Origin of the sequence: Sphingorhabdus pulchriflava (assembly GCF_003367235.1) — a bacterium.
Classification (GTDB): Bacteria; Pseudomonadota; Alphaproteobacteria; order Sphingomonadales; family Sphingomonadaceae; genus Sphingorhabdus_B; species Sphingorhabdus_B pulchriflava.
Genome location: NZ_QRGP01000003.1, coordinates 305984 through 329648 on the forward strand (window position 1 = coordinate 305984; position 23665 = coordinate 329648).

Below are 23665 nucleotides of genomic sequence, written 5' to 3' on the forward strand. Positions count from 1 at the left end.
CATGAAGAAGCTGCTGTCCATAGGTGTTGGCCTGGTGGCTGCTTGCGGGTGGAGCCAAGCTGCATCTGCGCAGGAATCCGGGCTTTCAAGCATGGAGGTTGGGCAATTGCGCCCCGAAGTGCAGCGTCGCTATGACGAAGCCCTTGCCGCGACCCAATCCCCCGAAATTTTATCCGCCACCGACAGCCGCCATATGTGGGCCTCGGAAGCGAAGGCCTGGTGTGGAATTGCCTCCGGTTTCCTCAAAAACTCGATCCGCGACCCGGAAAGCCTCTCGCGTTGCGAACGCTTTCACGCCATGATGTCGATGCGGGCACCCGATCCTCAGCCCGTTGTAATCCCGCCGCCGCCCCCACCGCCGAGCACGGCCTGTGAATCTGCGCTGGCCGCAACCGTCTTTTTCGAATTTGATTCATCGGAACTTCCGGCAAATATCGATGAGACATTGTCGTTCACGAAACAGAATATGGCGCAGTGCCGTTGGAACCGCTTCACGATCATTGGCCACACTGATCGCTCGGGTTCCGACAAATATAATGACGCGCTTTCGATGCGCCGTGCCCAAGCCGTTTCTGCGCGCATGCAATCGCTCGGTATTGCGGCATCGGCTTTGGCTGTGTCCGCCAAGGGCGAATCCGAACCAAAGGTCGAAACGCCCGATGGCGAACGTAATCCGACCAACCGCCGCGTCGAAGTGACAGCAGCGAACTGACAGGGAGAAGAACGATGAAAACAAGCATTGCCCTTCTGTTCACGGCTTCGGTTGTGACGAGCAATTCCGGCACGATGGGAGATCCCAATCTTTCCGGACTGTCGCTTGCGACTTCGGCCAAGCCGGTTTCCGGTGCAATCGTGCCGACACCGAAGGTGGATCTCGCGCAAGCAGTGGCCGCCATTGCGGCCGCTTCGGCACCCGTAGAGTTGCCAGCCGAAGTCGGTTTGGCTGCTGTTGCAGCTTTGCCCGTTGTCGAAGCAACAACCGCACTTGCCGCGATTGAACCCGCCTCCGCTCCGGCTGCGGCTCCGATCGCAATTGCCAGCCTGAGTACAGCGCCTGTTGCCGAAGCGGTTGCGCTTCCAGTTGAAATCAAAATGGAAGCAGGAACTGCGGCAGTTCCCGCAGCTGGTTCAGCGCTGGCCGATATTTTGACTGTGGAGAAGGTCAAAGTCGCAGCTATGCCTGCTCTGACAGAAACCGTAGCGCCACAGGCTGCTGTGAATATCGTTCCGCAAGCCGCCGAACCGGTCGCTGCGGCGTCGGCACTGGCCGCACCCACCTATATCTTCTTTGATGGTGCGTCGGCCAATGCTGCAGCACCTGTCGCTATGGCAGCATCGGGCGCGATGTATGGCTCGGAAAATGTCTCGCTGGAGCAGGCTATCTCAGCTGCTCTGGAAACAAACCCCGAAGTCAACCAGGCAATCATGAACAAGGAAGCGATCGAATTCGAACGCGAACAGGCACAGGGACTATACCTGCCGCGTGTCGATATCGAGGCATCCGCTGGCATTCGTCGTCTGGAAAACAATACGCGGCGTACGCTGGGTATTGCCGACAAAGAACTCTATCCGCTCGAAGCCGGCATTTTTGCTGAGCAGACGATAGTTGATTTTGGTCGCCGCCATGGTGAACTGATGCGTCAGGCAGCGCGCACTGACGGTGCGGCCCTGCGGGTGGCGGAACGATCAGAAAATATCGCTTTGCTGGTTACCCGCCAGTATCTCGACATCCTGCTGCAGCAGCGCGTGGTTGCCGCCGCCGAGGACAATGTGACCTTCCACCGCAACCTTGTGGGGGATCTGGGTCAGGGCGTACAGCAGGGCTCGATCAGCATTGCCGATCAACAGCAGGCGCAAGAACGTTTGCAGGCGGCAATTGTGCGTAAGACCGAGGCTGAAGAAGCCCTCGTTAATGCGCAGATTATGCTGCAGACGCTGACCGGCCTTTCGGTCAACAGCGTCACCGTGCCTGCCTCAAAGCGGGCTGCGGTTACGCCGACGATCAATGACGCCATCGCGCAGGCCCGTCAGGAAAACCCCAAGGTGCTTGAGGCCATGGCGGATGTCGATGCGGCGCACGCTATGATCGAAAAGGCCAATGGCGATCTTTACCCAACCATCGGTGTCGAAGCCCGGGGTCGCGTGGGTGAGGATATTGACGGTTTCGCGGGCGAAACCAACGATGTGCAAGCGCGCGTTGTCCTGAAATGGAATGTTTTCGACGGCGGTATCAACCGTGCGAAATATCAGGAAATGGTGCGTCGCGCGAGCGAGTCGCGTTTCCGCCTGCACGAACTTGTCCGCTATGCTGAAGAAGATGTCCGCAAGGCATGGAACAGCATGTCGACGCAGGACAAGGTCGGCCAGGAACTGGAAGTACAAAGCCGCGTCAGCGACGATCTGCTTCTGTCCTATCGCGAACAGTTCAACGTCGGTCGGCGCTCGCTGCTGGACGTGCTCGATGCCCAGAACACCCGCTATAATGTGCAGGTCCGACTCGAAACGGCCCGTTTTGCCGAGCAGTTTGCCGAATATCAGGTGCTGGCTGCGACCAACAACCTGCTCGAAACGCTGGGGCTAAGCGCACCGGCAGCAGGCGATGCCTATGCACGTGAAAAATATAATTATGGTCCATCTGACCCAGCGGAACTTAACCGCCGTCGCTATCCGCGCTAAGGTCAGGGACCACGCTAGAACAGACCGGAACAGGCAGTGCAAATCGAACCATTATCTCCCGAAGCGTTAGCGCTTGCGGGCCAGCCCGGGCCGACCCCCAGCGATCCCCTGATCGCTGCGATCGCCCGGTTGGCACGCGAGTTCGAGCTGCCTGATCCCGGAATATTGCTGCAGGGCTTTGCTGTTAACAGCGACGGCACCTTGCCGTTTCACCAAGCCGAAATCGCTGCTGAGCTTGTCGGACTGCAATGCGATACACTGCCGATGGGACGGCTGCCGACCAAATCGCGTCAGTTGCCCGCCTTGATACGCACGCGCGATGGCGCGGCAATTGTTTATGAAAGCAACAAGGATCAGTTGTTGCTCTGGACCCCCGGCAATGGGGAACCGGTCTGGACCGATGCCGAAGCCGTCGAGGCGGAATTTGCCGGGCAGGCGGTACACATATTGGGCAATGCCAATTTGCGTCAAGGCGAAGATGTCGGCAAAGTGGCTGCGCTGCGCGGACACTGGTTCTGGTCTGAACTCTATAAGTTGCGCCGCGAATTTTATCCGGTTCTGTGGGCCGCGTTGCTGATCAATCTGCTGGCTTTCGCCCTGCCGTTGTTCACGATGAATGTGTATGATCGAATCATTCCAAACCGCGCAATTTCAAGCCTTTGGGTGCTTGCCATCGGCGTGGTCTTGGCCTTTGCCGTGGAATTTGCGCTCCGCATGGCGCGTGCTGGATTGCTCGACGAGTTGGGGCGGAAACTCGATCTGAAGCTGTCTGAGAAAATCTTCGGAAAGCTCGTCAATATCCCCCTTGCGGAACGTGCTGGCGATACAGGTCGCCTGTCGCGCCGGGTTTCCGAATATGAAATTGTCCGCGATTTCTTTGCGTCGACCACCATCACCTTGCTGGTCGATTTCATCTTCATGATCGTCTTCGTCGCAATGATTGCGATCCTTGCAGGCTGGCTGGCAGTTATCCCTGTGGTGATTATCGGTGCGATGATTGCCGCAGGCATGGTGTTGCAACGCAAGATGACCGCCGCCGCAATCGACGCACAGCATGATGCCGGCCTGCAGAATTCGCTGCTGGTGGAAAGCATTGCTGGCGCTGAAACGCTGAAGGCCTGTGCCGCAGAAGGCCGCATCGTCGGTCGCTGGCGCAATGTCGCAAGCATGAGCGCGCAGACTCAGGAGCGTTTGCGCCGGCTGAGCGCGATTTCGGTTACGCTCGCCAGCCTGTGTCAGCAGATTACCAGCATCGCCTTGGTCATCGGCGGCTTCTACATGTTCGATTCGGGTACCATTTCGATGGGCGCGATTATTGCCATTGTAATGCTTGCCGGTCGCTCGCTGAGCCCTGCTGGCCAATTGGCGTTCCTGATAACGCGCGGACGCCAGGCACTGACCGTACTCGACAGCATCGAAAAGCTAATGCTGAGCGGCGATGAACGTACTGCGGGTAGCCAAAGCGTCGTGCCGCAGGTTCGCGAAGGGCTGATTCGGGTAGAGGATATGAGCTTTAGCTATCCGGGTGCGGCTCAGCCGGCTCTCGCTGAAATCAACCTGAACATCAAACCGGGCGAAAAAGTAGCCATTATCGGGCGCGTTGCTTCGGGCAAATCGACACTCGGGCGCGTGCTTTGCGGGTTGTACTTCCCCGATGGCGGCTCGGTCCAGGTCGATGGCCTCGACAATCGCCAGTTCCGGCCCGCCGATTTGCGCAGCCAGTTGCGCTTCGTCGGGCAGGATGCCGAACTGTTCGGTGGCTCGATTAAGGATAATCTGCTGCTGGCGGCCCCCAGAGCGGACGATGCCCAGCTGATTGCGGCATTGCGCCGTGTCGGAGCGGACGAATTTCTTGGCCGTGATGCTGGCGGTTTTGACCGGCTGGCGGGGGAGCGTGGTCGTAGCCTTTCGGGTGGACAGCGTTCCTTCCTGTTGCTGGCACGGTCGCTGGCAAATCCGTCCAAACTGCTTTTTCTTGATGAGCCGACCGGCGCAATGGACAGCGCTACCGAAAAGCTCTTTATCGAAAAATTAGGGGCAGCTCTTTACCCGGATCAGACCCTTGTTGTGTCAACACACAGGCAGGCGATCCTGTCATTGTGCGACAGGCTGATCGTCATGGATGGCGGCCGGATTATCGCGGATGGCCCGCGTGAAAAAATCATGGCGCAGGCCGCTGCGCAGGGGGCAGCGACATGATGCACGATTTTCCTGATACCGGCGAGTTGATTATCGTCGAACGTGTCGAACACGAACCGGTGTACACCAGGAACTCGACCTTGCCGTGGGTTATTGCGGCGCTGGTGGGTTTTGGTCTGCTGTTCGCAACTATTATTCCGCGCGTCGACTTTGCCGAAATGGGCGAGATGGCACGCGCATGGACCGGAAGTGGACAGGGAAGCGAAACCAAGAAGCTCGCCCCTGAAATGCAGGCGCTGCTCAACGAAACGCTGGCAGGCAAGCCGGCACTTGCCGAAGAGGGCACGGCAGCCGAGCAGCTCAACGAGGCGATGCCGCTGTCGACCCTTCCGGTTGAAGCTGCGCGTCCCTTTGTGATGCCCTATGATTCCATTCCGATTGCGGACCGGGCGCTGCGCTGTCTGACCCAGGCTGTCTATTATGAAGCCGGGTTTGAGCCGATGGAGGGCCGTCATGCCGTTGCGCAGGTCATCCTCAACCGCATGCGCCACCCCGCCTATCCGAATTCGGTTTGCGGCGTGGTTTATCAGGGCAGCTCGCGCCCCGGATGCCAGTTCAGCTTCACCTGCGACGGATCGCTCTATCGTGCGCCGGATCCCAAAGCCTGGGCCGTCGCCCGCGATGTCGCTCAGCAGGCACTTTCGGGCAAGGTTACATCGGCGGTAGGCATGGCTACGCACTATCACGCCAATTATGTGTCACCCTATTGGGCGCCCAAGCTGACCAAGATCAACAAGATCGGTGCGCACATCTTCTATCGCTGGCCGGGCAATTGGGGTCGCCCAGGGGCCTTTACCGATGGCTATTCGGGCAAGGAATTCATCCCGGCCCTGTCGAGCCTGGCCAATATCAACGCAGGCAAGCTGGGCATGGATGGTGAGGAACTGCTCGAAGAGGCTGCAACAGCTCCTGCTGCACTGCCTCCTGATCCGACCGACCGTCGGGCCGAGAATGACCTTGGCGGACGCATGGATGTCAGCAAGGGTTGGAAACTGACCATTCCGTCGCCGACCGAAAGCCGCGGTGCCTATGAACGGGCACAAATGTCGCAAGGCACAATAGCCGCGCCCGCAACCGTCGCAGGTGCCACCCCATGAAGATTGTCAAATGGTACCGCCGGTTGAATGCGGGTGAACGGGTTATCTTTTTCAGCGGGCTTGGCCTTTCGCTTTTCCTGATCTGGGCGAGCCTTGCCGAGGTTGACGAAGTCGCGCGCGGGCAGGGCCGGGTTATCCCGTCTTCCAAGGTGCAGTTGATTCAGGCATCAGAGCCCTCGACCATCGCCAATATCCTGGTTCGTTCAGGGCAAAGCGTCCGCAAGGGCCAGTTGCTGGTGCGGCTCGATGATACCACATCCTCGTCCGAGCTTGGGCAGCTTCAGGAAGAGAATCAACGCCTTGCCGGGCGCGCTGCGCGCTTGGGAAGCGAAGGCGGCCTCGCTGGTGCCGGTGAATGTCAGGGGCAGGGATGTGAGGATGAGCGGCGTCTGCAACAAGTTCGGCAGTCAGCACTGGGCAGCCGCACAGCCGCGCTCAATGCCGCCGTTGAGCAACGCCGCCGCGACATGCAGGAAGCGCAGGCGACGGTAAATTCGCTGCAGTCCAGCCTAAAGCTGGCACAGGATCAGGTGGAAATGCTGCGTCCGCTGGCCCAGAAAAACATCGTTCCGCAAACCGAACTTATGTCTGCACAACGCGAAATGGTCGATATCCAGGGTCGATTGGCGGCCGCCCGGGAGGGCGTATCGCGCGCCGCAGCGGGGATCCGCGAAGCGCAGGCGCAGGTTTCCGAAGCCCGGCTGCAATTTGCGCAGGATGCCCTGAATGAACGCAGCCAGATCAACACCAAGATTGCCGTCAACCAGCAAACTATCCGGGGTGCGCAAGGGCGCGTCGACCGTTCGGAAATCCGTTCGCCGGTCAACGGTGTGGTAAATGACGTTCAGGTCAACACGATCGGCGGCTTCGTCAATCCGGGCGAAAAAATCATGCAGGTCGTACCCATGGGCGACAAGCTGCTGATCGAGGCGCGGATTTCGCCAAGCGATATTGCATTCATCAAGGTTGGCGATCGCGCCAACGTAAAAGTTACTGCCTATGATTTCTCGATCTATGGCGGGCTCAGCGGACGGGTCGCACAAGTCTCCGCTGATAGCATCTATGACGAGGTGGAACGGCAAGCCTATTTCACCGTCGTCATCGAAACCGACCGCTCCTATCTTGCTGTCGGCAAGAAGCGGTTGCCCATCACTCCGGGCATGATCTGCGATGTAGAGGTGATGACCGGACGAAAATCCGTCCTCAGTTACCTATTGAAACCGGTATTGAAAGCGCGGTCGCAGGCATTGACAGAACGCTGATCGCGGCAATCGACACGATCGGTGCCGGTCCTTCTATCGCTGCAAGAGCGGGCGTCTTGGCGGGAGCCGGGGGTTCTGCCGCAGCCATGGCATAGCCGTGCAGCCATTTGCCATTATTGGCAAAGGACATGATCGGCCGGTAATCATGCGCCAGACGGCCATCGAGCAGCCTGTCGGTCGAATTGTCGAGGATGACAGGGCCATCCTCCAACTGCACCACAAGCACCGCATGGTCCGCATTGCGCACCAGGTCGCGCGCCACGACCAGGATCATCCGGTCACGGTCGACCCCCATGGCGGCGAGCATGTCCATTTTGAGGATGGCAAAATCTTCGCAATCGCCCTTGCGGCGGCGCAAGGTCTCGCGCGACGACGCCCAGAAATCATTCTGGCGGTACAGCATTATGTCGTCGGTATAGCCGATCTGGCCGTTCACCCAGCTGTTGATCGCCTCAACCTGCTGGCGCGGCGTGTCGCTCGCGCTGGCTCCTGTACGCGGCAGATAGCGCTGCAACCCCCGTGCTGACCCGGCACGACTGACCTTGCTCCATTGCTGGTCAAAGGGCGTGCGGTGGATAGCAAGACGCAGGCTGCCAAGGATCATGCGATCATCGCTGATATTTGGCCGGTTCAGAGCCATAGCGGGTGGTTGCACGCAATTTTCCACCGGCCCTTCCACCGGCGCAAATTCTGCAGGCTGCGGTGTTAAGGGTGCCAATTCGGCCAGCGTCGATTGTGTCGCAACCGACGGCATCGCCAGGGGTCCTGCAGATGCTGCCCCCGACTGGGCCAAACGAATCCGGTCGAGACTGCTCAATCCTCCGCCCAAGATGGCGGCCGATTTGCTGTAACTCGCCGGTGCTGCTGCCGGTGCGATTCGGTTTATCGAGGCCAATCGCACCGGTGCACAATTTTGCGTCGCAACAGGTGCTGCAACGGCGGTGACGACCGGCGTGGCCTGTGCCACCACCTCAGCCGGCTCTGCGTCCGATTTCGCCTCTTCCGGTACAGCCGTTTCAGCCAATGCCGGCGTCGACAACAGCGCTGCACCGGCCAGCCCACCGAGCCAGCGGGTTCGCCACATGCGTGTCTTTGAGGTGCGAAGCCATTGCGACATGGCACCTCATCTGACAGCAAAACCCCTAATTCCGGTTTCGCGCTCTGGTTAACGCGAAATAACCATTATCGCTGCCCTGACAGTCTCGACTCGGTCAGATCAGGGGAATTCGTGTTCAAGAATAAATGGCGGAGACGGAGGGATTCGAACCCTCGGTACCGGATTTACCAGTACGACGGTTTAGCAAACCGTTGGTTTCAGCCACTCACCCACGTCTCCTGCGCGATTGGCGTTGAGCGCCTATAGCGAGGGGTTTTCAAGGCTGCAATGCCTATTACAACGTGAAATTTGACTCACTTGGGCGCGAAAGCGACTCGACTCATCGCCCGTTCATTGTGTGCGTCCTAAGCGGGCCGTTAGCCTTTCACGTGAATATGGAGGATTGCGACTTATGACCGGCCTGTCCCTACAAAAATTCGGGAGCCGTCTGGCGCTTGTTTTTGTTGCGCTGTCGCTGACGGCGATGCCTGTCAGTGCGCAAATCCAGACCGTCGATCCCAATGATGCCATCGACGCAGACCTAGGCACGCCTCCTAAAGTTGAACCGCCATCTGCCGCTGATATTCCTACCGATCCGCCGATTGAAGGCGACACGACGGTTGCCCCGGGAATGGAAAGCACGACGACACCCGCCGCCGTTATGCCCGCAGGCGATCCGTCGACCTATCAGGAAGATGACCTTATCGGCGCTGCTGAAGGCGTCTTCGGAAAGGGCGCCGAGGGGCTCGGCAAGCTGATGGAGGATATCCTCAAAAAGCAGGGCAGGCCCAACGGCTATATTGTCGGCCGCGAGGGTGGTGGCGCGCTGGTTGTGGGTCTGCGTTATGGCTCGGGCACGCTGCACCATAAGGTTGAGGGCGAGAAACCGGTTTACTGGACTGGCCCTTCGATTGGTTTCGACGCGGGTGCCAATGCGGGCAGCACCTTTGTGCTGGTCTATAATCTCTACGATACCGAAGATCTGTACCGCCGCTTCCCCTCGGGCGAGGGCGTTGCCTATCTGGTAGGCGGGTTCAACGCGAGCTATCTGCGCCGTGGCGATATTGTGCTCATCCCGATCCGCGTTGGTGCCGGGCTGCGGCTCGGGGCCAATGTCGGCTACATGAAGTTTTCCAAGAAGCAGCGCTGGCTGCCGTTCTAGAAAAGCCCTTGGGTCGCACCATAAAGGGCAAATGGGCGTCCTTCGGGACGCCCTTTTTTTTATTTAGCGCGGACTTCCTCCATGCGCTTCAGATAGCGCGCTAGGACGTCGATCTCGAGATTCACGACCCGCCCGGCTGCCAGCTCTGCCAGCGTGGTCACATCCCAGGTGTGCGGGATGATGTTGAGGGTGAAATGCGCACGGCCGTCGCTCGCGTCGATCACGCTGTTGACCGTCAGCGAGACGCCGTCGACTGTGATCGAACCTTTCTCGGCGATGTAAGGTGCGAGCGCGGCTGGAGCGGCAATCGTTACCTTATGCGAATCGCCAACGGGTTCGACAGACAACACTTCGCCGACGCCGTCGACATGGCCGGTGACGATATGCCCGCCCAGTTCGTCGCCCACCTTCAATGCGCGTTCAAGGTTGAGGCGGCGGCCTTGTGTCCACATGCCGCTGGCGGTTTTGCTGACGGTTTCTGCAGAGGCGTCGACCGCGAACCAGTCTGCGCCCTTGTCAACGACGGTCAGACAGCATCCCGAACAGGCAATTGACGCGCCCAGATCAACGCCGCCCATGTCATAGCCGCAACTGATGACAAGCCGCAGGTCGCCGCGTTGCTCGGCGGTGGTGATGGTTCCGATGTCGGTGACTATGCCTGTAAACATGGGAAGGCCTCGTAGACTTCAAACCGGTCGTTGCCAAGCATCCGCGTATCTGCAAGTCGCCATTTGCCATGCGCCTCGGTCAGATCGGTGAGGTCTATGTCGCCAAGGCACGGCTTGCCACCACCTATCAGGATTGGTGCCCGATAGAGCATCAACCGGTCAACCAGCCCGGCGCGCAGGAAGGCACTTGCGGTTTGTGCGCCGCCTTCGACGATCAGTCTGTTGCAATCGAGCGAGGCGACATCTTGCGGCGTGCGGATGGCTTCCCACCCCTCAGGCGCCATACCGCTGCCGAGCATGATGCGGCGGGGGCTGCGCACTTCGAGGCCGGGCAGGCGCACATCGAGTTTGGGCGTATCGGCGCGAACCGTGCCTGCGCCGACCAGGATCGCGTCGCAGCGTGCGCGTTCGAGATGGGCGTGCGCGCGCGCGGCATCGCCGGTAATCCAGCGGCTGCTGCCATCCGCCATCGCGATGCAGCCGTCGAGTGAGGTCGCCAGCTTTAGTGTAACATGTGGGCGGCCTTTGGTGATACGGGTGACGAAACCGGCAAGGCCTGCGAGCGCTTCCGCCGCCATTGCATCGCGTTCGACGATGATACCCCCAGCTTCCAGCCGGTCGAAACCCTTGCCTGCGGTGCGGGGATCAGGGTCGGTCAGCGCGCCGACGACGCGGGCGGGCTTGGCAGTAATCAGGCTGTCGGTACAGGCAGGCCCACGCGCGCTTTCATGCGCACAAGGTTCCAGGCTGACAAAGATTGTCGCACCTGCCGCAGCGCTTCCGGCCAGCTCCAGCGCCACTGCCTCGGCATGGGGGCGGCCACCAGGCTGGGTCCAGCCGCGTCCGACAACAATGCCATCCTTGACGATGATACAGCCTACCGAGGGGTTGTTACCCGTTAGCCCCTTGCCGCGTTCGGCAAGCGCAATCGCGGCGGAAAGCCAGCGCCGGTCTTCGCCAGAAACTTTGGCTACGACGGCTATTTCGATGCCCCTACGCGCGCGGCGATTTCGGCTTCCGACTTGGCGCGGCGCTCGGCGTCATCTTTCTGGGCCTCGGCATCGAGTTTCTCGACATCCATGCCGACGGCACTGCCCAGCGCCTTATAGGCTTCACGTTCGCGCGCGCGCATCGCATCCTTTTTCTTTTGATATTCTCGGATTGCGGCGAGGCTTTCCTCGACCGAGCGGTCGGCGGGCCAGCTTTCGAAATAGGTGACGGTCGGCGGCGGCGGGGTCGCCTTGTCCTTCGCGTCGAAATAGAACATCGTAATGATCGTCGCGGTCGGCACACAAGCAAGTAGCAAGATCAACAGCCGCCCGCCCCGCTGCTCGCGCATATAGCCGAACAGATCGGCTATGCCGCCCTTTACCGATGCATCCTGAAAGAAACTCATGCGGCCTGTGTAGGGATTGCGGAGGCGGAATTCCAGTAGGGAGTGCCCCTCCCGCGTGCGGGAGGGGAGGTTACCGACATCAATTAATCGTGAAGCGCACACTCAATGTCTGCCAATCCTCAACCGCGACGTCGCCGCGTGTGGCGGGTTTGAACCGCCACGCCCGCAGCGCCTGCTTCACCGCAGCCTTGCCGAAATCGGGATGGCTGGCGCTGACGACCTGCGCATCGCGCACGCGGCCATCGGTGCCGATCAGCACGCGGATTGATGCTGAGCCCTCGATTTCCTTTTGCAGCAGTCCGGACGGATAGTCGGGCTGGAAATCACGGGTGAAGCGCGGATCCCGGGTTGCTGCGCGAAACAGCGGTGGCGGCGGTTCGACGATGGGGTCCTGGAACCGCACTTCACCGCCGCCCTTGCCATCAACAACAGTGGTGGTTTCGGTTCTGGTGTCGCTCGTGGTGATATCGTTGCTGCTATCCGTCATCGTATCGGTCTCGCGCGGAGGCACGTAGACGTCGTCCTTAATCGGTTGGGTATCCGTATCCGGTTTTTTCTCGTCCACCGGTGGCGGAAGTGGTTCGATCGGGATGCTCCGGCCCTCAAATGGATCACGCTTGAACTCTTCGACAATCACCGGCGACAGCGCGACCGCCAAGATGATGCTGCCATTGACCCCGATGGCGAGCGCCATGCTCGCTGGGTTTGCGCGTTTGTTTTCGGTTGCGTAGCTCATTTCAGCTCCTCTCTCCTGTAGCTGTGCAACTACCGGCCCGGAGCGAATGCGAATCAGCCAATCCGGGCCGATAGTCGCGAGTTAATGATACAACATAACATTGCTGTGTCAAGAGGATGACGTAGCGTCAAGGCGTGAGCCAAAGCTTTATGGAAACGCTAGCTCTTGATCGCGCAAATCACGCCCGACGAACTCACCACGCCCAAAATCTCGGGATCCTGCAGCGCCTTGGTGCGCTTGACGAATTCCTCGATGGTGATCTGGCTGGCCTTCTTACCTTGCAGCTTTTTGAGGCCATTCAACTTGTTGAGCTGAAACAGCGACAGCCGGTCCACCATGCGGTCGGCCATGCAGCCTGCTATCGGCTTGGAGAGCCCGGCATCGGTCAATGCCGTGCGGATACGCGTTTCCGGCGTGGCGCACCCTGCAAGGGCCAATGCCACCACGGGAACGAGCAAGGCGGCCTTCATACGCCATGTTCCTTCGCGCGCTCGACGCATTCGATGATGATGCGCTTGGCGTCATCGACATCGCCCCAGCCATTGAGTTTGGCCCATTTGCCGGGTTCCAGATCCTTATAGTGCGTGAAGAAATGCTCGATCTGTTGCAGCACGATCGGCGGCATATCCTTATAGGTCACGACGTCGGCATAATAAGGGAAGGTGGTGTTCACGGGCACGCACAGCAGCTTTTCATCGCCGCCCTTGTCGTCTTCCATCAACAGCACGCCGACCGGGCGGCATTTGACCACGGCGCCCGCAACAATCGGCGAACGCGCGACAACCAGCGCATCGAGTGGATCACCATCCTCGCCCAGCGTGTGCGGCACGAAACCGTAATTGGCCGGATAGCGCATCGGAGTGTGGAGGAAGCGGTCAACGAACAGCGCGCCCGAAGCCTTGTCGAATTCATATTTCACCGGCTCGCCGCCAATGGGCACTTCGATCAGGACGTTGAGGCTTTCGGGCGGATTGTCGCCGGCGGGGATGAGGTCGATACGCATGGGAGTAGGCCTTTATGGTTGTTTGGCGCGGCCCCTAGTCGAATATTGCGGCTTACGGAAGGCTGAATAGCGGCCTATTCCCCCATATCATAAAACCCGCTAGGGAGCCGCGCATCATGGCAAAGATTCAGACCCCCCAGCCCGTGCGCGGCACACAGGATATGTATGGCGAAACCGAGGAGCGGTTCGTGCATGTCGTTTCGACCTTTGAGCGTGTGCGGCGGCTTTATGGGTTCAAAGGGCTGCAACTTCCGGTGATCGAGCCGACTGCGGTTTTTGCCCGTTCACTGGGTGAGGCGACCGATGTCGTTTCGAAGGAGATGTACACCTTCGAGGATCGCGGCGGCGATTCAATCACGCTGCGTCCCGAATTTACCGCAGGCATTGCGCGCGCCTACCTGACCAATGGCTGGCAGCAGCATGCACCGATGAAGGTAACCGCGCATGGGCCCCTGTTCCGCTATGAACGCCCGCAAAAGGGCCGCTATCGCCAGTTTCACCAGATCGACGCCGAAATCATCGGTGCGGCGGAACCGGCGGCGGATGTCGAACTGCTGGTGATGGCCGACCAGCTGCTGCACGAACTGGGCATCAAGGAAGGCGTCACGCTGGAATTGAATACGCTCGGCGATGCGGCAAGCCGCGATGCCTGGCGCGCGGCGTTGATCACCTATTTCAACGATCACAAGGATGTTTTGTCAGAAGACAGCCTGTCGCGGCTGGAGAAAAACCCGCTGCGCATCCTCGACAGCAAAGACCCCGACGATCGCGGCGTCGCCCATGCCGCGCCGAAGATTGACGAGTTTTTGAGCGGCGAGGCGCAGGACTTTTTCGGTGCGGTGACGGCTGGATTGGATGCCGCAGGCGTTGCCTGGACGCGCAACGCAAAGCTGGTGCGCGGCCTCGATTATTATCGCCACACCGCGTTCGAATTCACCACCGACCGGCTGGGCGCACAAGGCACAGTGCTCGGCGGCGGACGCTATGATGGGCTCATCGAGAATTTGGGTGGCCCGCCCACGCCTGCAGTCGGTTGGGCTGCGGGGATTGAGCGACTGGCGATGTTGATTGACACGCCAGTATGGTTCCAGCTTGAGGCTATGATTGTACTCGAGAATGACCTCGGTATGCCGCATGCAATCTCGTTGTTGAAACAGTTGCGCTCGGCTGGAATTTCTACGGATATGATCGCGACCGGTTCACCGAAGAAACGCTATGACAAGGCAGTCAAGCACAACCCGTTCGCAATCTTGCGTGTAGATGAAAACGGCTATTATGGGATTTCGAGTGAAGGCGAAAATTCCCGCCTTCTCGAGGTTCTCAGTACGCTTGCATGACCACCATCTCCCCCCAACGCATCGCGCAGATCGAGGCGCGCTTTGCCGAGCTTGAGGCGCGGATGGCCTCTGGCACGCTGGAGGGCGATGCGTTTGTGCAGGCGTCGAAGGAATATTCGGAGCTCGAGCCGGTCGCCAAGGCCGCCGCCGCGCTGCGCGGGCTTCGCGACGAATTGGCGGGGCTGGAGGAAATGCTTTCGGGCGACGATGCTGACCTCAAAGCCATGGCTGCCGAGGAAATCGATGGCGTGCGCGAGCGGATCGAGGCGGGAGAGCATGAATTGGCCATCCTCCTCCTCCCGCGCGATGTCGCCGACCAGCGTTCGGCGATGCTCGAAATCCGCGCAGGCACGGGCGGAGATGAGGCAGCGCTGTTCGCGGGCGATCTCTACCGCATGTATGAACGCTATGCAGGGCTTCAGGGCTGGAAGGTCGAACCGATTTCGATGAGCGCATCCGACGTTGGCGGGTTCAAGGAAATTGTCGCCGCGGTTTCGGGCGCGGGCGTTTTTGCTAAACTGAAATTCGAAAGCGGTGTCCACCGGGTGCAGCGTGTGCCGGTGACCGAAAGCGGCGGCCGCATCCATACCAGCGCGGCGACCGTTGCGGTGCTACCTGAACCGACCGAGGTCGATGTCCATATCGAGGACAAGGACCTGAAGATCGATGTCTATCGCGCCTCGGGCGCGGGCGGGCAGCATGTGAACACCACTGATAGCGCGGTGCGTATCACCCACGCGCCGACCGGCATCGTCGTCACCTGCCAGGATGGCCGCAGCCAGCACAAGAACAAGGAAAAGGCGATGCAAGTGCTGCGCGCCCGCATCTACGAAAAGGAACGCGAGGAAGCGCAGGGGGCCGAAGCCGAGGCGCGCAAGGCGATGGTCGGCAGCGGCGACCGCAGCGAGCGCATCCGCACCTATAATTTCCCGCAAGGTCGTGTCACCGACCACCGCATCAACCTGACGCTGCACAAGCTTCCCGAAATATTGGAAGGCGCGGGGCTCGCCGAGATGGTTGACGCGTTGATATCCGAAGACCAGTCTGCGCGACTGGCGGGGATGGACGCCGGATAGTTATGATGGCACCACGGTTAAACATCACCGTAGCCCTGAGCCTGTCGAAGGGCGCTTCTCGGCGAGGCGTGCTTCGACAGGCTCAGCACTACGGTTTTGTGTAATGCCATCCTAATTCAGATTTTAATTCGCAAGAGGAGAGTGCGACGATGAAATTATACCAGTCAGTTGGCCCCAACCCCCGTGTTGTCCTCTTCTACCTTTCCGAAAAAGGCCTCAAGATTGACCGTGCCTTTGTCGATATTCGTGCAGGTGAAAACCGGCAGGGCGAGTGGCTGAAAAAGCATCCGCGCGGCGGTATTCCCGTCCTCGAACTCGATGATGGCAGCCTGATTTCCGAAGCGACGGTGATTTGCGACTATCTCGATGAGCGCTTTCCGGAAAACCCGTTGGTTGGTACGACACCAGAAGCGCGCGCCGCCGTCCGTTCCGCAATCCGCCATATCGATTACAGCATCGGTAGCCCGATGATGAACGGCTTCCGCAGTGCAGAAGGTCTGCCGATGTTCGAAAACCGGATGCTATGCGTTCCCGAAGCCGCACCGGGCAACAAGGCCTATGCGCAGGATGGTATGCGGCAGGCGGATGCGCTGCTTGCGCGGCAGCCATTTGTCGCGGGGGACAGCTTCAGCCTTGCCGACATATCACTGTTCTGCTGGGTCGAATTCGGCGCGATGGTGGGGCAGCCGATCCCTGAGGATGCGGCGCATCTGAAGGCGTGGCGTGACAAGATCGCCGTGATGCCATCCGCGATTGCCAGCGCCGATCCCAAGCACGGATTGGCCGACTAGGCTCAAATAGCGATTTCAGGAAATGCCGGGACGGGTTGGTGCGAGACCAGATAAGCGACCAACCCGTCCATGGCGTGTGGGTGTTGAACATCTATCCTGATGCAGCACCCGTGCCAATTTCAAGCGACCCATAAAATACAATGCGTTAGATGGTTTTCACGTCGTTAACATTTTGGCCATTGTAAAAATCGCCGACAATTTGACAGGGTTCAAGTCTCGCCATTCGTGGCTGGCCGGATGTCGTTCGTCGAAGCCTATGTTTACAGCCGTAATCGAAATGACTACGCCTGTAGTCGAAAATGGCGCAACATAGGCAAGGTGTGACCGAATGCCCGAACGTATAAGTGAAGCTGAACTGGCGGTGATGGAAGTGCTTTGGGATGAAGCTCCGCTTACCGCGACCGACGTCGCCGGCAGGGTGGCGCGCCAGCGGGAATGGTCATTGGCCACGGTTAAGACCCTGCTCTCGCGTCTCGTCGCGAAGGAAGCGATTAGCCATCATCTCGATGGCCGCCGGTTTCTTTATTCGCCTCTGGTCGAACGCGAAACCTATGTCGCGCGCGAATCACGCCGCCTGGTTGACCGCTTTTTCGGTGGCAAGCTGATGCCTCTTGTCGCGCACCTCGCCGAGCAAAAAAGCCTGAGTGACGACGACATTGCCGAAATCGAAAAGCTGCTGAGGGAGATGAAATCATGACGGAGTGGCTGAGTGATACATTGCTGGCGACCAGCGCGCTGCTGTTGCTGGTACTTTTGATCCGTGGTCCGGTTGCCCGGCATTTTGGGGCTGCGACGGCCTATTTCCTCTGGGCGTTGCCCGCTGCCCGCCTGTTCATGCCGACGCTGACCAAAGAGGTGGCGTCGCCTACGCTGCCATTTGAATTGACGGCCGCCGACGGTGCGCGCGATGTGGCGCTTGCCGCAGTGCCGAATGGTGGCCAAGCAGCCGCATCCGTCGCGACATCGGCTATCGACTGGACCGTTATCGGCCTGACTCTATGGCTGGGTGGGGCGGCACTGCTCTTCATCGTACAGATGTACCGTTATGCTGCCTTGCGCGAAGAATTGCTCTCCGACGCGGTCGACATCGACCGGATTGACGGCATTCGCATCATTCAGACCGATCGCATCGATGGCCCGCTGGCTTTCGGGCTGCTGCGCCGCTTTATCGCGGTTCCGCGCGATTTCACGCACACTTTCTCACCACGCGAGCGCGATCTGGCGCTGGAACATGAGCTGGCGCATCACCGTGGCGGCGATCTGTTCGCCAATTTGGCGGCGTTTATCGTTCTTTGCCTGATGTGGTTCAACCCGCTCGCATGGATGGCGTGGAGCGCTTTTCGCTTTGATCAGGAGGCAGCGTGCGATGCGCGCGTAATCGCCGGGGCTGATGCGACCACAAGACAAACCTATGGCCGAGCGCTGGCGCGCACAGCCACTGAAGGGCTGCCGGCATTTGCGATGGCCTTGAACAGCCCGCGCACCCTTATTCAAAGATTGAGGAGACTGACAATGAACGAGACCAGCAAGGTTCGCCGGCTGACTGGTAAGATGGCAATATTGGCCGCAGCGGCCGTTGCTCTGCCGTTGACTGCAACGGTGGTGCCGGTATTTGCACAATCTGAACCTGCACCTGCCGGAGTGGACGCTGAAAAAAAGCTTGAAGTCAAAAAACACAAGGTCGTGATCGTGAAGAGCGAAGACGGCAAACCGGTTGTTATCGACACTAGAGGGGATGCTGAAACACCTTTTGTGAAAACGGTCGAAAAGGATGGCAAGACGATCGTCCTGCGATCGAACAAGGAAATCACCGATTCCGAAATGGCAAATATGGTTGCGGCGGCAATAGCCTCAAGCCAGCAATCTGAAGCAGACGCAGGCGGCAGCGAAAAACGCACCATGGTCATGCGGCTGAAGAAAGACGGAAAGCTGATGGATGGTGCGGGGGCAGATCATTATCAATTCGCATTCGACGAGATCGAAATTGCAAAGATGATCCCCGACATCGAATTTAAGGAAATTCGAGGTAAATGCAACGAAGGCGAACCAGTCACAACCAATATCGATGGATTTGACGGACAGAATAAGTCCCGCATCCGTATCGTGATGTGTGGCAAGGTGCAGGCCAATGTTGCACGCAAGCATGCAATTCAGGGGCTGAAGGAAGCGCGTGACGAGATCCAGGCCGATGGCGAAATGCCCGATTCGATCCGCAAGGATGTTGTCAAAAAGCTCGAGGAAAAGATCGAGAAAATGGAACAACAGTCGAAGGACGACGCCGAAACCAGCGAAGATGTTTGACCCATTTCTGCAACAAGCCCTGACTAAGGGCTTTCCCCGAAGCTAGCTCCCCAGCGTTGCTTCGTGACTTGAAAGGGCGGGTCTAACGATCCGCCCCTTTTTCATTGCCCCGTCGCCAGTCCGCCACCATATAGATTGGTATGAGCGACTGGCCCGACAGCATCCACGCAGGCGAAACCGAACAGCATGAGCCACTGGTGCGGCGCGTGCTGGCACCCAACCCGTCGCCTTACACCTTCACCGGTACGCAGACCTGGTTAGTCGGCGCTGGAAATGAAATTGCCGTGATTGATCCGGGCCCTGCAGGGAGCGGGCTTAGCATCGGTGATCCCAAGGATATGAATGGTGAAGGCCATGTAGAGGCCATTTTGCGTGCGGTCGGCAATGCCAAAATCACGGCAATTCTCTGCACCCACACCCACCGCGACCATTCGCCTGCTGCGGCACCCCTCAAGGCGCTGACGGGAGCTCCAATCATTGGCTGTGCGCCGCTTTCTATTGCAGACGATGGCCCGCGCGCCGATAGCGCCTTTGACCCCGATTATGCCCCTGACCGCATCCTTAGGGATGGCGAACGGATTTCGGGTGAAGGCTGGACCATCGAGGCGGTTGCAACGCCTGGCCATACGAGCAACCATCTTTGCTACGCGCTGATCGAAAGCGGAGCGCTGTTTACCGGCGACCATGTGATGAAATGGTCGACCAGCGTTGTCTCTCCACCCGACGGCGACATGTCTGCCTATATGGCTTCGCTGCAAAAGCTCTATGACCGCGAAGATCGTGTCTATTATCCGGCGCATGGGCCGGCAGTCGACAATCCCCGGCAGTTGGTACGCGGCATGATTGGCCACCGGCGTATGCGCGAGCGGCAGATTTTGGGACTGCTCGAGCAGGGGGCTCAGGTCATTCCCGATATGGTCACCGAAATGTATAAGGGCCTCGACGAGCGTCTTAAGGGTGCGGCAGGCCGCTCGGTGCTTGCGCATCTGGTCGATCTTGAAAAGCAGGGCCGCGTAGCTTTGGACGGTGAGGCATGGCAGTTGGCAGCCTGAGCCAGAACGAGCTGCGCAGTTGGGCTATGCGCGGGGCAGCGCTCGCCACCCCGATCCTGTTTATCCTTGGCGTCTGGTGGGCGATTGACGGGTTTCGCAGTTTGCGTGATGGCCCCGCGCCGGAAACCGTTGCCAGTGCCAGCCTGCAGGGATTGCGCGAACAGAACCGCCTTTCTGCCTTTGCCGCCAACTATGCTGCGGTTGTTACCAGCGAACAGCGCCGCTTTGGTCTGTCGGCGAAAAAGACGCTGATCATGCAAGGTTTGGTGCGTTACGAGGTAGATCTCGCGAAGTTGGGAGAGCAGGACGTCCGTTGGGATGCCGACAATGGCACGTTGCGCGTCAAAATCCCGCCAATCGAAACCGCGCCACCGCAGATCGATCTCAAGACAATCCAGGAATATGGCGAAAACGGCATATTGCGGGCGTTCACTGATGTGGACGACGTGCTCGATGATGCCAATCGCGACAAAGGGCTTGCTGAATTGACCCGGCAAGCCAATGGCCCGGTGCCAATGAAGCTGGCGCGCGAAGCGTTCAAGCGCGCGATCAAGCAGAATTTCGAGGCGCCGCTTCGGGCGGCAGGACTCGATGCCAAGGTTGAGGCCTATTTCGCCGATGAACTTGGCGGCAATGTGACAACCCGTTGGAATGAATCGACGCCGCTCGAAGAGATTGTCAAATAATCTCCCTGCTGCTTGCGGGAGCGGTTCGGGGTGGGCATATGCAAATGTGAAACAGCCCACCCCCGACCCCTGCCGAAAACGGGAGTGGAGAATGGAGTTAGAAAATGAACGCCCCCGTCCGTGAAAACCTGTCCGGCCTTGACCTGCTCGCCGAAATCACCCGGCTGAAGAAGGAACGCAACGCTGTCATCCTCGCGCACTATTATCAGAAGCCCGAGATTCAGGACTTGGCCGATTTTGTGGGGGATAGTCTGGAGCTTTCGCGTCGCGCCGCGGAAACCGATGCCGATGTCATCGCCTTTTGCGGGGTGAAGTTCATGGCTGAAACCGCGAAGATACTTTCGCCCCAAAAGACTGTGATACTTCCCGATATGGCGGCCGGTTGCAGTCTGGAGGATGCCTGCCCTCCCGGCCGGTTCAAAGCCTTCCGCGACGCGCACCCTGATCATATCGCGCTCACTTACATCAACTGCTCGGCCGAGGTGAAGGCGCTGTCCGACATCATCGTCACCAGCAGCAGCGCCGAAACCATTCTGGCGCAGATCCCCAAGGAACAGAAAATCATCTTCGGCCCCGACCGGCATCTGGGAGGTTATCTTAGCCGCAAATTCGGGCGCGAAATGCTGCTCTGGCCCGGTGTGTGTATCGTGCACGAAGCGTTTAGCGAGACCGAGTTGCTCAAGCTCAAGGCGCAATATCCCGGCGCACCCGTTGCGGCGCACCCGGAATGTCCACCGCATATCATCGATCACGCCGATTATGTTGGCTCGACCAGCGGCATATTGAAATATGCCAAGGAAGTGCCCGGTGATACCGTGATCATCGCAACCGAGCCGCACATCATCCACCAGATGCAAAAGGCGCTGCCCGAGAAAAACTTTATCGGTGCGCCCGGCGCGGACGGCAATTGCGCGTGCAATATCTGCCCCTATATGGCGCTGAATACCCTTGAGAAACTGTACCTTGCCCTGCGCGACCTGCAGCCGCAGATCGAACTCGACGAAGGCGTGCGGCTGGCGGCGAAGAAAAGTCTCGACCGGATGCTCGAAATGGCATCGAAGACTGTCGGGCAGGGCGATCTGGGGCGCAAGGATCTGGCGTCGCCCAATCCATGAGGCCGTGGCTGCACGTTGTGCTGGCCTTTGTCGGGCTCGCACTGACCAACCCGTCTTTCGCCAACCAGCCCGACGTCTCGATCACCGACGAAGGGCAAGTCATCTATTACAACGGCGAAGGCCTCCCCACCCGGCTGAGCGCACCGGGCAAGTTCAGGCAGGCCACACTTGCGTCCGACGATCGCACGGTGGCTTTTATCGAAATACTGGTTGAAGGCACGCCCACCTATGACGACACGCGCACGCAACTGTGGATCGCCGACGGGGCTACCGGACAGGCGCGCATCCTGTTCAAGCCGCGCCCGGCAGACGACCGCAAGGCGAATATGGCGGCGCTGTGGAACCCGCTTTTCTCGCTGAATGGCGGTTTCGTCTATGTCGAGTCCGAGGCTTGGGTCACCTCTGCCGCAATCCACCAGATCAATGTGCAGACCGGTGCGGAGAAATATGTCATCGATGGCTCGATCCACGCGCTGGTGCGGACCGGGCCATATCGCGGCTATTTGCTCGTGCAGCGGCATCTTTATCCGAAAAATCCCGAAGAAGGGGCCTATGGCGAGGTGCATCTGATCCGCCCTGACGGCAAGTTCATCCTTGCTATTCCGGGGAACAAGGATGGCGATCCGGTTGAGTCAGTCGATGCATGGATCAAGGACAAAGGCTGGAGCGCCTGGTAGCGCCCTTACCAAGGGCATAAACTCGATTCGTCTTCACCGGAAGATCGTTGTATAAACTTGCAAAATTGGAGTCGCGCAGGCGCGTGTCGCTTGCGTTTTTGCTCCCACTACATAGGCTTCGCGCTCTTTTGAGAACCTGGGGTGTGGCGAATTGTCACATAGGGCTGCAACAGTGTCGGCATCTCGGCACTTGAGATGGAAGGAAGCGTATTATGGCTGAAGATTGGCTGGCGGATGTCCGCAAATATGTCGCAGACGCCGACGACACTGTGGTGAAGGCGATTGTGCGATATTGCGGCATTGCTCTGCAGAATCGCGACAGTTCGCTCGTTGCTTTTTCCGACAAAAAAGAAACCGACCGCGTCCGTGAAAATTTCCTGAAAAAGAAGCTGGGTCTCACACAGGGCGATGATGTGCTTGACGGCGCGATTGCTGCCGTAGGTGACCGGATGAAGGAAGACCGGACGAAGAACCGCGTCACCGTCTATTATCTCCTCGCCGAGCATTTCGGCCAGCTTAGCATTTTTGGCGGGTCAAGTGCATCTACCGCACCGCTTGCTGCCGCAGCAGGACTAGGTGCAGCGGCAGTGGCGGGAACAGCGGCGACAGTTGCTGCAGCAGAACCGGTTGTTGCGACCCCGAATCCCGCCCCTGAACCAGCGCCTGCTGCAGCCGCACCTGCCTATGCGGCATCGAGTTATGAGGATGAAGATACTGGTGGTGGCGGCCTCGGTTGGCTCAAATGGCTTTTGCTCGCGGCTTTGCTCGCCCTGCTGCTCTTCTTCCTGATGCGCAGTTGCTCGCCGGAGGCAACTGCTCCGGCGGATGACGGGATGACGACCGAAGCAACCGGTGGTGAAGCTGCCGATGCCGCAGCCGGCGATGCAACGGCAACCGCCGCCATTCCGGAAGGCGCGGGTGTGGTCGCTGCGGATGTCGATGGCAAACCCAAGCTGACGGTCTATTTCGACAGTGGCAAATCGGATGTCACCAATGACCTCGCAGCAGCAGCCGCAAAGGTGAAGGCCTATATCGATGCAAATCCGACGGCGAAGCTGGCGGTTTCAGGATATAACGACCCGACTGGCAATGCAGCCGTAAACGCGGAAATCTCGAAAAAGCGGGCACAGGGCGTTGGCAAGGCGCTGGAAGCTGTCGGCATTCCGGCGACTGCTATCGATCTGGTCAAACCTAGTGATACAACTGACGCGTCGGGCGACAACACTGCCGCGCGCCGGGTTGAGGTGACTGTCCAGTAAGGCAATCGCGATAATGACAATGAGGGGCGGCTATAGAGGTGGCCGCCCCTTTTCTTTGCACAAATCGGGACTATGG

The 23665-nt window shown here is 59.1% G+C and carries 23 protein-coding genes and 1 tRNA gene; 16 read left to right on the forward strand and 8 right to left on the reverse strand.

Annotation, left to right across the window (positions count from 1 at the left end; translation table 11 throughout):
• Position 1: 1 nt before the first annotated feature.
• The 5 genes from DXH95_RS15565 to DXH95_RS15585 are packed head-to-tail and all read left to right on the forward strand — an operon-like array spanning position 2 to position 7234.
• Positions 2–712, forward strand: a complete 711-nt coding sequence (locus tag DXH95_RS15565) for an OmpA family protein (protein WP_181883716.1) — start codon at positions 2–4, stop codon at positions 710–712.
• Positions 713–726: 14 nt separating this feature from the next.
• Positions 727–2676: a TolC family protein gene (locus tag DXH95_RS15570; RefSeq protein ID WP_239016694.1), complete on the forward strand. Its 1950-nt coding sequence runs from the start codon at positions 727–729 to the stop codon at positions 2674–2676.
• Positions 2677–2712: 36 nt separating this feature from the next.
• Positions 2713–4875: a type I secretion system permease/ATPase gene (locus DXH95_RS15575; RefSeq protein ID WP_239016695.1), complete on the forward strand. Its 2163-nt coding sequence runs from the start codon at positions 2713–2715 to the stop codon at positions 4873–4875.
• Complete coding sequence (locus tag DXH95_RS15580; protein WP_115550473.1) at positions 4872–5972, forward strand: cell wall hydrolase; 1101 nt, start codon at positions 4872–4874, stop codon at positions 5970–5972. The genes DXH95_RS15575 and DXH95_RS15580 overlap by 4 nt, the downstream gene beginning before the upstream one ends.
• Entirely contained in the window at positions 5969–7234 is a 1266-nt protein-coding gene (locus tag DXH95_RS15585) for an HlyD family type I secretion periplasmic adaptor subunit (RefSeq protein ID WP_115550474.1), read from the forward strand. The genes DXH95_RS15580 and DXH95_RS15585 overlap by 4 nt, the downstream gene beginning before the upstream one ends.
• On the opposite strand, the gene DXH95_RS15590 is transcribed toward DXH95_RS15585, so the two are convergent.
• Positions 7176–8351 (reverse strand): transglutaminase-like cysteine peptidase, encoded by a 1176-nt coding sequence (locus DXH95_RS15590; protein ID WP_115550475.1) that lies wholly within the window; start codon positions 8349–8351, stop codon positions 7176–7178. The two genes, DXH95_RS15585 and DXH95_RS15590, sit on opposite strands and share 59 nt — an antisense overlap.
• A gap of 126 nt (positions 8352–8477) precedes the next feature.
• A tRNA-Ser gene (locus DXH95_RS15595) sits at positions 8478–8570 on the reverse strand.
• A 172-nt stretch (positions 8571–8742) separates the two neighbouring features.
• Between DXH95_RS15595 and DXH95_RS15600 the strand changes: the two genes are divergently transcribed.
• Positions 8743–9492, forward strand: a complete 750-nt coding sequence (locus DXH95_RS15600; protein ID WP_115550476.1) for an EipA family protein — start codon at positions 8743–8745, stop codon at positions 9490–9492.
• A gap of 59 nt (positions 9493–9551) precedes the next feature.
• Here the strand turns inward: DXH95_RS15600 and DXH95_RS15605 are convergent, their stop codons facing one another.
• From DXH95_RS15605 to ppa, 6 genes are all read right to left on the reverse strand, one after another.
• Positions 9552–10160, reverse strand: a complete 609-nt coding sequence (locus DXH95_RS15605) for a riboflavin synthase (RefSeq protein ID WP_115550477.1) — start codon at positions 10158–10160, stop codon at positions 9552–9554.
• A complete protein-coding gene (ribD, locus tag DXH95_RS15610; RefSeq protein WP_115550478.1) occupies positions 10145–11143 on the reverse strand; it encodes a bifunctional diaminohydroxyphosphoribosylaminopyrimidine deaminase/5-amino-6-(5-phosphoribosylamino)uracil reductase RibD in 999 nt (332 codons plus the stop codon). The genes DXH95_RS15605 and ribD overlap by 16 nt, the downstream gene beginning before the upstream one ends.
• Positions 11140–11556: a hypothetical protein gene (locus DXH95_RS15615; protein WP_115550479.1), complete on the reverse strand. Its 417-nt coding sequence runs from the start codon at positions 11554–11556 to the stop codon at positions 11140–11142. Before DXH95_RS15615 ends, ribD begins: the two co-directional genes overlap by 4 nt.
• Before the next feature lie 79 nt (positions 11557–11635).
• Complete coding sequence (locus DXH95_RS15620; protein WP_115550480.1) at positions 11636–12292, reverse strand: energy transducer TonB; 657 nt, start codon at positions 12290–12292, stop codon at positions 11636–11638.
• Between the two features lie 158 nt (positions 12293–12450).
• On the reverse strand, positions 12451–12762 hold the full coding sequence (locus DXH95_RS15625) for a hypothetical protein (protein WP_115550481.1): 312 nt from the start codon (positions 12760–12762) through the stop codon (positions 12451–12453).
• Entirely contained in the window at positions 12759–13295 is a 537-nt protein-coding gene (gene ppa / locus DXH95_RS15630) for an inorganic diphosphatase (RefSeq protein WP_115550482.1), read from the reverse strand. The genes DXH95_RS15625 and ppa overlap by 4 nt, the downstream gene beginning before the upstream one ends.
• Positions 13296–13411: 116 nt before the next feature.
• Between ppa and hisS the strand changes: the two genes are divergently transcribed.
• The 10 genes from hisS (at position 13412) to DXH95_RS15680 (ending at position 23589) form a co-directional block, all read left to right on the forward strand.
• Positions 13412–14632, forward strand: coding sequence for a histidine--tRNA ligase (hisS, locus tag DXH95_RS15635; RefSeq protein ID WP_115550483.1), 1221 nt, complete (start codon positions 13412–13414; stop codon positions 14630–14632).
• Positions 14629–15708: a peptide chain release factor 1 gene (prfA, locus tag DXH95_RS15640; RefSeq protein ID WP_115550484.1), complete on the forward strand. Its 1080-nt coding sequence runs from the start codon at positions 14629–14631 to the stop codon at positions 15706–15708. Before hisS ends, prfA begins: the two co-directional genes overlap by 4 nt.
• 149 nt (positions 15709–15857) lie before the next feature.
• Positions 15858–16499 (forward strand): glutathione S-transferase family protein, encoded by a 642-nt coding sequence (locus tag DXH95_RS15645; protein ID WP_115550485.1) that lies wholly within the window; start codon positions 15858–15860, stop codon positions 16497–16499.
• Positions 16500–16827: 328 nt separating this feature from the next.
• Positions 16828–17196 carry a BlaI/MecI/CopY family transcriptional regulator gene (locus DXH95_RS15650; protein WP_115550486.1) on the forward strand — a complete coding sequence of 123 codons (369 nt, stop codon included), beginning with the start codon at positions 16828–16830 and terminating at the stop codon, positions 17194–17196.
• On the forward strand, positions 17193–18800 hold the full coding sequence (locus DXH95_RS15655) for a M56 family metallopeptidase (protein ID WP_115550487.1): 1608 nt from the start codon (positions 17193–17195) through the stop codon (positions 18798–18800). The genes DXH95_RS15650 and DXH95_RS15655 overlap by 4 nt, the downstream gene beginning before the upstream one ends.
• A gap of 140 nt (positions 18801–18940) precedes the next feature.
• Positions 18941–19852 carry an MBL fold metallo-hydrolase gene (locus DXH95_RS15660; RefSeq protein ID WP_115550488.1) on the forward strand — a complete coding sequence of 304 codons (912 nt, stop codon included), beginning with the start codon at positions 18941–18943 and terminating at the stop codon, positions 19850–19852.
• Positions 19834–20538, forward strand: a complete 705-nt coding sequence (locus DXH95_RS15665) for a DUF4230 domain-containing protein (protein ID WP_239016696.1) — start codon at positions 19834–19836, stop codon at positions 20536–20538. The genes DXH95_RS15660 and DXH95_RS15665 overlap by 19 nt, the downstream gene beginning before the upstream one ends.
• 104 nt (positions 20539–20642) lie before the next feature.
• A complete protein-coding gene (nadA, locus tag DXH95_RS15670; RefSeq protein WP_115550489.1) occupies positions 20643–21653 on the forward strand; it encodes a quinolinate synthase NadA in 1011 nt (336 codons plus the stop codon).
• Positions 21650–22330: a hypothetical protein gene (locus tag DXH95_RS15675; protein WP_115550490.1), complete on the forward strand. Its 681-nt coding sequence runs from the start codon at positions 21650–21652 to the stop codon at positions 22328–22330. Before nadA ends, DXH95_RS15675 begins: the two co-directional genes overlap by 4 nt.
• 212 nt (positions 22331–22542) lie before the next feature.
• Entirely contained in the window at positions 22543–23589 is a 1047-nt protein-coding gene (locus DXH95_RS15680; RefSeq protein WP_115550491.1) for a DUF2853 family protein, read from the forward strand.
• Positions 23590–23665: the final 76 nt, after the last annotated feature.

Coding starts and splice junctions, on each gene's coding strand:
- DXH95_RS15565 (WP_181883716.1), top strand. CDS start 2: ATGAAGAAGCTGCTGTCCATAGGTGTTGGCCTGGTGGCTGCTTGCGGG.
- DXH95_RS15620 (WP_115550480.1), bottom strand. CDS start 12,292: ATGAGCTACGCAACCGAAAACAAACGCGCAAACCCAGCGAGCATGGCG.
- DXH95_RS15580 (WP_115550473.1), top strand. CDS start 4,872: ATGATGCACGATTTTCCTGATACCGGCGAGTTGATTATCGTCGAACGT.
- DXH95_RS15650 (WP_115550486.1), top strand. CDS start 16,828: ATGCCCGAACGTATAAGTGAAGCTGAACTGGCGGTGATGGAAGTGCTT.
- DXH95_RS15675 (WP_115550490.1), top strand. CDS start 21,650: ATGAGGCCGTGGCTGCACGTTGTGCTGGCCTTTGTCGGGCTCGCACTG.
- ppa (WP_115550482.1), bottom strand. CDS start 13,295: ATGCGTATCGACCTCATCCCCGCCGGCGACAATCCGCCCGAAAGCCTC.
- DXH95_RS15680 (WP_115550491.1), top strand. CDS start 22,543: ATGGCTGAAGATTGGCTGGCGGATGTCCGCAAATATGTCGCAGACGCC.
- DXH95_RS15655 (WP_115550487.1), top strand. CDS start 17,193: ATGACGGAGTGGCTGAGTGATACATTGCTGGCGACCAGCGCGCTGCTG.
- DXH95_RS15625 (WP_115550481.1), bottom strand. CDS start 12,762: ATGAAGGCCGCCTTGCTCGTTCCCGTGGTGGCATTGGCCCTTGCAGGG.
- nadA (WP_115550489.1), top strand. CDS start 20,643: ATGAACGCCCCCGTCCGTGAAAACCTGTCCGGCCTTGACCTGCTCGCC.
- hisS (WP_115550483.1), top strand. CDS start 13,412: ATGGCAAAGATTCAGACCCCCCAGCCCGTGCGCGGCACACAGGATATG.
- DXH95_RS15600 (WP_115550476.1), top strand. CDS start 8,743: ATGACCGGCCTGTCCCTACAAAAATTCGGGAGCCGTCTGGCGCTTGTT.
- DXH95_RS15570 (WP_239016694.1), top strand. CDS start 727: ATGAAAACAAGCATTGCCCTTCTGTTCACGGCTTCGGTTGTGACGAGC.
- DXH95_RS15585 (WP_115550474.1), top strand. CDS start 5,969: ATGAAGATTGTCAAATGGTACCGCCGGTTGAATGCGGGTGAACGGGTT.
- DXH95_RS15590 (WP_115550475.1), bottom strand. CDS start 8,351: ATGTCGCAATGGCTTCGCACCTCAAAGACACGCATGTGGCGAACCCGC.
- DXH95_RS15605 (WP_115550477.1), bottom strand. CDS start 10,160: ATGTTTACAGGCATAGTCACCGACATCGGAACCATCACCACCGCCGAG.
- DXH95_RS15615 (WP_115550479.1), bottom strand. CDS start 11,556: ATGAGTTTCTTTCAGGATGCATCGGTAAAGGGCGGCATAGCCGATCTG.
- DXH95_RS15660 (WP_115550488.1), top strand. CDS start 18,941: ATGAGCGACTGGCCCGACAGCATCCACGCAGGCGAAACCGAACAGCAT.
- DXH95_RS15665 (WP_239016696.1), top strand. CDS start 19,834: ATGGCAGTTGGCAGCCTGAGCCAGAACGAGCTGCGCAGTTGGGCTATG.
- DXH95_RS15645 (WP_115550485.1), top strand. CDS start 15,858: ATGAAATTATACCAGTCAGTTGGCCCCAACCCCCGTGTTGTCCTCTTC.
- prfA (WP_115550484.1), top strand. CDS start 14,629: ATGACCACCATCTCCCCCCAACGCATCGCGCAGATCGAGGCGCGCTTT.